General features: G+C 61.2%; 5 protein-coding genes. All 5 read right to left on the bottom strand.

The window, feature by feature from the left end; translation table 11 throughout:
- Positions 1–164: 164 nt before the first annotated feature.
- Positions 165–1,094 carry a dihydrodipicolinate synthase family protein gene (locus ACX80Q_RS16770; RefSeq protein WP_459331675.1) on the bottom strand — a complete coding sequence of 310 codons (930 nt, stop codon included), beginning with the start codon at positions 1,092–1,094 and terminating at the stop codon, positions 165–167.
- A 36-nt stretch (positions 1,095–1,130) separates the two neighbouring features.
- A complete protein-coding gene (locus ACX80Q_RS16765; protein WP_459331674.1) occupies positions 1,131–1,952 on the bottom strand; it encodes an ATP-binding cassette domain-containing protein in 822 nt (273 codons plus the stop codon).
- Positions 1,952–3,985, bottom strand: a complete 2,034-nt coding sequence (locus ACX80Q_RS16760) for a dipeptide/oligopeptide/nickel ABC transporter permease/ATP-binding protein (RefSeq protein ID WP_459331673.1) — start codon at positions 3,983–3,985, stop codon at positions 1,952–1,954. Before ACX80Q_RS16760 ends, ACX80Q_RS16765 begins: the two co-directional genes overlap by 1 nt.
- A 3-nt stretch (positions 3,986–3,988) precedes the next feature.
- Positions 3,989–4,945: an ABC transporter permease gene (locus ACX80Q_RS16755; RefSeq protein ID WP_459331672.1), complete on the bottom strand. Its 957-nt coding sequence runs from the start codon at positions 4,943–4,945 to the stop codon at positions 3,989–3,991.
- Positions 4,946–5,079: 134 nt separating this feature from the next.
- Positions 5,080–6,699, bottom strand: a complete 1,620-nt coding sequence (locus tag ACX80Q_RS16750; protein ID WP_459331671.1) for an ABC transporter substrate-binding protein — start codon at positions 6,697–6,699, stop codon at positions 5,080–5,082.
- Positions 6,700–6,752: the final 53 nt, after the last annotated feature.

Genomic DNA, 6,752 nt, shown 5'->3' with positions numbered 1-6,752 from the left:
ATCAAACGCTACCTCGCCCGCACCGTCTACAAAATCCTCAACTCAAAAATCGAGACCCCGGCCTCGGCTTGACAAATATAGAAGGGTCCCGCAGAAAACGGCGAAAATCACTCATTTTGGAGTGATTTTCGGCGTTTTCTGCGGGTCAGTTGTAAAAAGGAGTGTTAGATCAAGCCCGTGCGCGCAAGGATGACCTTGATGGCTGCGGTCTCGTCCTCGTCCAGGGCGAGCATCGGGGTGCTCATGACGTTGGTCTTGATGATGCCCATGAGCATCAGCGCCGTCTTGAACGCGCCCAAACCTGCGGCGTTGCCGGAAACGCGGCCAGCCTTCGGGGTGTAGACAATGTTGAAGACGTCGGTGATGCGGTCCTGCTCAGCAGCAGCACCGGCCCAGTCGCCGGCCACGGACAGGTCGAACAGGCGGCGGTAGGCGGCCGGGTCAACGTTGCCCAAGCCCGGAACAACACCCTGGGCGCCACCGAGGAGGGCGCCGTCAACAACCACTTCGTGGCCCGTGAAGATGTCAAAGTTCGGGATGTCCTTGGCGGCGATGAGCAGCTGGCGGAAGGAGACGTCATCACCGGAGGAGTCTTTGACACCTGCCAAGACACCTTCGCGGCCCAGCTCGACGAGCAGGTCGGTGGGCAGCTTGAAGTGGGTGCGCACGGGAACGTCGTAGGCGAAGACGGGAACGTCAACGGATGCGGCGATCGCTCGGAAGTGGCGGCCGTTTTCTTCGGCGTTGCTGATGGCGTAGTACTGGCTGGTGGCCACAACGCCGTCGGCACCGAGGGACACCATGCGGCGTGCCTCTTCGATGACGCGGTTGGTGGTCTGCTCAACAGCACCCACCAGCAAGGGAACCTGGCCCGCGTTGACGCCGGCAATGGTGGTCAGCACGGTGTCGCGCTCGGTGTTGGTCATGTGGGTGACCTCGCCGGAGGAGCCGTTGACGAACAGGCCGGTGACGCCGCCGTCGAGCAGGTGGCGGGTGAGGTTCTCCAAGGAGGGGACGTCGATGGCGCCATCAGCGGTGCGGGGGGTGCATACGGGCGGGATGACGCCCTGGAAACGGGAAGCGACAGTAGTCACGGGATTACTCCAAAATTGTGTTGATTAGTAGAAAAATTAGATGTGCAGAAGTGACGGCGCAGCGCCGAGAAGCTTCTTCGTGTAGTCGTTGGACGGGTTGTCGAAGATCTGCTCAGCCGAGCCCTGTTCAACAATCTGGCCGTAGTACATGACGCAAATGCGGTCTGACACGTAGCGGACCGTCTGGATGTCATGGCTGATGAAGACCATGCCCAAGTTCAGTTCCTTCTTCAGGTCAGAAAGCAGGTTCAGCACCTGGGCGCGGACGGAAACGTCCAGCGCGGAGGTGGGCTCGTCGGCCACAATGATGTCCGGGTCCAGGGCCAGTGCGCGGGCAATGGCCACACGCTGGCGCTGTCCGCCGGAAACTTGCGACGGCGTGACCTCGGCTGCCGACTGCGGCAAGCCAACCAGCGACAGTAGTTCTGCGACCTTGGCCAGACGCGATGCGCCGGTGCCAATGCCGTGAATAGCCAGCGGGTCAACCAGGATGTCCTGGATGGTCATGCGCGGGTTCAGTGCCGTGGAGGGGTCCTGGAAGACCACCGAGACGGACCGGCCAAATTCCTTGCGCATGCTGGCGTTGCGCTTGATGGCCGGCTTGCCGTGGAACAGGACCTGCCCGGAGGTGGGTTCCTGCAGACCAACCAGCACCGAGGCCAGGGTGGACTTGCCACAGCCGGATTCGCCAACGATGCCCACGGTTTCGCCGCGGCTGATGGAGAAGTCAACGCCATTGACGGCCTTGACGTAGCTGGGCTTGAACAGCCCGCCGGAACGTGTCCGGTGGTGGACGTGCAGGTCCTTGAGCTCAATAACCGGTGTTGTCGCGGAAACGGGCGCTGTGTGCTTGCTCATTATGCGTTGTCCTTTTCTGTGCCGGAAACTGCCAGCGCATCCTCGGGCCTGTGGCTCGCCCAGAAGTGGTCAGTTGTCACACCGTCACGGGTGATGGGGACAAACGCCAGCTGCTGGCTCGGATCAGCGTCGGGACGCTGCGAACGGCCGGCAAAGCGGTCGCCCAGGGCAAACTCACGGGGTGAGGGAACCGTACCCGGGATTTGGTGCAGGCGGACGGCGTCGGACTCGATCGAGAGAACGGCGCCCAGCAGGCCACGGGTGTATTCGTGGGTGGGGTGGGTCAACAGCTCCGAAGCCTGTGCTGACTCCACCACCTGGCCGGCGTACATGACAGTGATCTTGTGGGCCAGGGAGGCCACCAAGGCAAGGTCATGGCTGACGAAGACCATGGCGAAGCCGAGCTGCTCGCGCAGTTCGTTCAGCAAGTCAACAACCTGCTTCTGCACAGTCACATCCAAAGCCGTGGTGGGCTCATCGGCAACCACAATTTTCGGTGAACGGGACAGGGCCATGGCGATCAGCACACGCTGGCGCTGGCCGCCGGAAAGCTCGTGCGGGTAGCTCTTGAGCGTGCGCACCGGATCCAGCTTCACCAGTTCCAGCAGCTCCGCAGGAGTCTTGCGGCCGTTGCGGCGGGTCAGCTGCAACATCTGGTCCTTGATCAACATGGACGGGTTGAGGGAGCTCAACGCGTCCTGGTAAACCATGGCGATCTGCTCGCCGCGCAGGCCCTCATAAGCCTTCGCGGAGCTGTGCTTGGTGGCCGGATCCAGAAGTTCCTTGCCATCAAAGGTGATGGAGCCGGTCACTTCGGCCGTCTTGGGCAGCAGACCCATGATGGCCAGGGAGGTGATGGACTTGCCACAACCGGATTCGCCCACCAGGCCCATGGTTTCGCCTTCGCGAACGGTGAAGGAGACGTTGTCCACAATGGGGGTTTGGTCGAAGCGGCCCGGGAAGCGGATGGAAAGGTTCTTGACTTCCAGGATCACGCGGGCGTCCGGGCCAACCTGGGGGAGGCGGTCCGAACGGGACTTTTCAACAGCCTGCAGAAGCAGCAGTTCCTTGTTCAGGGCCGCGAACGGGTCCTCAATGGCTGCGCGTGCGGCAGCATCAGCCTTGGCGAGCTCCAGAGCGGCAGCTGCCGAACCGTCGTCGTCCTTGACTCGAGGAGCCTTCTTCAGCTTGGGGTTAACCATGGCGTCGGTGAGGCCTTCAGCCAGGATATTCAGGGACAGTACCGTGAGCAGGATGACCATACCGGCAAAGGTGGTTGCCCACCAGCCGCCGGAGAGCACCAGGTTGCGTCCGTAGGAGATGACGTTGCCCCAGCTCGGGTTGGGGTCTTGGATGCCTGCGCCCAAGAAGGACAGGGAGGCTTCCAGGATGATGGCGTCGGCAACCATGACGGTTGCAAACACCAACACGGGGGCTGCCGTGTTGCGCACAATGTGCTTGAGCAGGATGTAGGCGCGGCCGGCACCAATGACGCGTTCGGCCCGGACATAGTCCTCGCCGTACTGGGCCAGGACGTTGGCGCGGACCACGCGGGCAATCTGCGGGGTGTAGATGATGCCGATGGCCAAGATGATGGTGGGCACCGAGTTGCCGAAGGCTGTCAACAGCACGGCGGCAAGGGCAATACCGGGGAATGCCATCAGAACGTCCATGACGCGCATGATGGTTTCGTTGACTGCCTTGGTGGAGGTTGCCGCCAAGGAGCCCAAGGTGCCACCAACAATGATGGCCAGGGCAACCGCACCGAGTCCGATCATCAGGGACGCTTGGGCGCCGTACATCAGGCGGGAGAGAATGTCGCGGCCAATGCGATCGGTGCCGAACCAGTGCTCAGCGCTGGGTGCCTGGGCGGGATCGCCTGTTTCCAGGGGATCGTGCGGCGCAATCCAGGGAGCCAGGATGGCCACAAGGGCAATGAAGATCAGGAAGAGGAGGGCCAACTTGGAGCCCAGGGTCAGGGCCTTGAAGCGCAGGCCCGGCGCGCTTAGCCGTTCGGCAAGTTTGCTACGCATGACTTAGACCGTCCTGATTCGGGGGTTGATGAGCAGGTAGAGAAGGTCCACCAAGATGTTCACAAGCACGAACGTCACGGCAATGACCAGCACAACGCCCTGCACCAGGTTGGTGTCAACGCTGGTGATGCCGTTGAGGATCTGTTGGCCCATGCCCGGCAGGGAGAAGATCATTTCAATGACGACGGCGCCGCCGAGTAGGTAGCCGATGCGAAGTCCCAGCACCGTCACCGGGGTGACAAGGGCGTTGCGCAACACGTTCTGGGAAACAACTGTGGTGTAGGGGACGCCGTTGCCGATGGCTGTGCGGACGTAGTCCTTGTCCAGTTCCTCAACCATGGAGGTGCGGACCACCCGGATGAGTGAGGCAGAGACGGGGATGGCCAGGGCCAGCGCCGGAAGGGTCATGGATTTGAGCCAGCCCATGAAGCCGTCATCCGGATCGGCAAGGCCGCCTGAGGGGAACCAGGAGTTGTCGCCGAGCGCGAACCACTGGATAAGCAAGATGCCCAACCAGAAGGACGGGGTGGCGATGGCTGCAACCGAGAATACACGGATGGCCTGGTCAACCCAGGTGTCGCGGTACAGGGCCGCAAGAACACCAAAGACAAGGGAGATCACGACTGCTATGACAACGCCAAGGAACGTCAGTTGAAGCGTGACGGGGAAGGCGCTGGCGATGACTTCGGTGATGGGCTTTGCGGGGGGCAAAGTGGTGCCGAAGTCGCCGGTGATGAGCTTGCCCAGGTAGGTGAAGTACTGAATGAAGAGGGGATCGTTGAATCCGTTGACTTCGCGGTATTGCTCAAGGGCCTCTTGTGAGGCGCCTTCGCCTAGCGCGGCAACGGCACGGTCACCGGGAGCGAACTGCAGTACTACGAAGACGAGCAGGGTGACACCCAAGATCATCAACGGTAGTGCTGCGAGCCGGCGTCCCAGCAGTCGCAAAAAGTTTGCCAATGTACTAGCTCCGGTTCTATTTGCAGCGCCTCAGGGGGACTGTGTGCTGCGTCATAGGAAAGATGGTCTCAGACGGGAGGGGCCGTGGCCAAGGAACGGCCACAGCCCCTCCGGTCTGTGAAAAGCGGACGAACCTAGGAGGTCCGGCCAACTCCGATGAATGCCACGCCCGTGGTGGGCAGGGGTGCGAAGCCGCTGAGCTTCTTGCTGTCCCACGCGGTGGGCAGCTTGCGGTGGAAGATCGGGTACAGCGGTGCTTCTTCGGCGATGATGTTGATGATTTCGCTGTAGAGCTTCTTGGCGTCAGCTTCGGGAGCGGCCAGAGCAGCGTTCAGCTTGGTCTGAACTTCCTTGTATTCTGCCGAGTTGTTCCAGGCGAAGCGGTTCTTGGCCCAGGTGTCGCCGCGGAAGAACCAGCTCAGCAGGATGTCAGCGTCGTTACCGAACACCGAGGGATCGCCGGGTGCTGCCACGACGTCGTACTTCAGGCCGCCAACCTTGTCCGGGCCGTAGACGGCTGAAGACTGGAGGGGCTCAAGAGTGGTTTCAACACCGATGGCATCCCAGTTCTTCTTGATCAACGGCACAACATCCTTGACCCACGCGGTATCCGTGCTGGTCAGGGTCAGCTTCAAACCGCTGACACCGGCGGCGGACAGCAGCGACTTGGCCTTGTCGGCGTCGTAGGTGTAAACCGTGGATGCCTTCTGGTAGTTCGGGCTGCCTTCCTGGAAGTAGGAGGACGCGGCAGTCGCGTTGCCCAGCAGGGCAGTCTTGATGATGCTTTCCTTGTCCAGGGCGTAGTGCAGGGCCTGGCGAACTTCCTTCTTGTCGAAGGGAGCCTTGGTCAGGTTGAACATGAGGAACATGAGGCCGAAGGACTGCACGGCTTCAACATCAACCTTGGACTTGAGTGCGTCAACATCCAAGTAGGGGACATCCTCGATTGCCTGGACGCGGCCGGACTGCATGGCAGTCACGCGGGCTGAGGCGTCGGAGAGCAGGAACCAGGTCATGTCCTTGGCCAGTGCCGGCATCGGGCCGTTGTACTCGTCGTTGCGGGCGAAGACGATCTTGTCGTCCTTGGCTGCGGAAACGAACTTGTACGGGCCGGTGCCGATCGGCTTGGCGTCGAAGGCCTTCTGGTCAGCCGAGGCGATGGCCTTGGGGACAACCTTGACCACTGAGATGCGAGGGCCGAAGCCGGCGAACGGGGTGTTCAGCTTGAATTCAACGGTCTTCTCGTCAACCTTCTTGACGGAGTCAATGAAGAAGATGAACTGTGCGAACAGTGCCTTGTTGGCCGGGTCCTTGACGCGCTCAAAGGAGTAAACAACGTCGTCGGTGGTGACCGGGGTGCCGTCGTGGAACTTGGCGCCGTCGCGGATGGTGACCTGGTAGGTGGTGTCGTCAACCATCTTGGGGTCGGCGGCAGCCAAAGCGTTGTAGGGCTTGCGTGTTGCCGGGTGGAGTTCCACCAGGCCTTCGAAGATGTGCAGGTTGGCGGCCAGCGGGGTGGCGCCTGAGGAGCTCATCGGGTCGAACCCGGTGGACAGTGAGTAGGAAATGCCAGCTTCGATGCTGAGATCCTTGTTCACGGCGGCCGTGTTGGTGCCTTCTTTGGGAGCGTCATTGGATCCGCAAGCGGCCAGAGTTGCAGTGAAAGCGGTTGCTGCACCCAAGACGCCAGCGGCCTTGAGGAACGTACGCCGTGATGCGGGTGTCGCAGGCAGGTTCTGAAGAGTATTGCTCATTCTGTTGACTCACCATTTCGTCTATTTGTTATCGGATGTAGGACGTCCGATGC

This window comes from Arthrobacter sp. HLT1-20, from assembly GCF_054510895.1.
The sequence above is the reverse complement of the archived record's forward strand: the minus strand, read 5'-3'. Positions and strand labels throughout refer to the sequence as shown.

Coding starts and splice junctions, on each gene's coding strand:
- ACX80Q_RS16760 (WP_459331673.1), bottom strand. CDS start 3,985: ATGCGTAGCAAACTTGCCGAACGGCTAAGCGCGCCGGGCCTGCGCTTC.
- ACX80Q_RS16750 (WP_459331671.1), bottom strand. CDS start 6,699: ATGAGCAATACTCTTCAGAACCTGCCTGCGACACCCGCATCACGGCGT.
- ACX80Q_RS16765 (WP_459331674.1), bottom strand. CDS start 1,952: ATGAGCAAGCACACAGCGCCCGTTTCCGCGACAACACCGGTTATTGAG.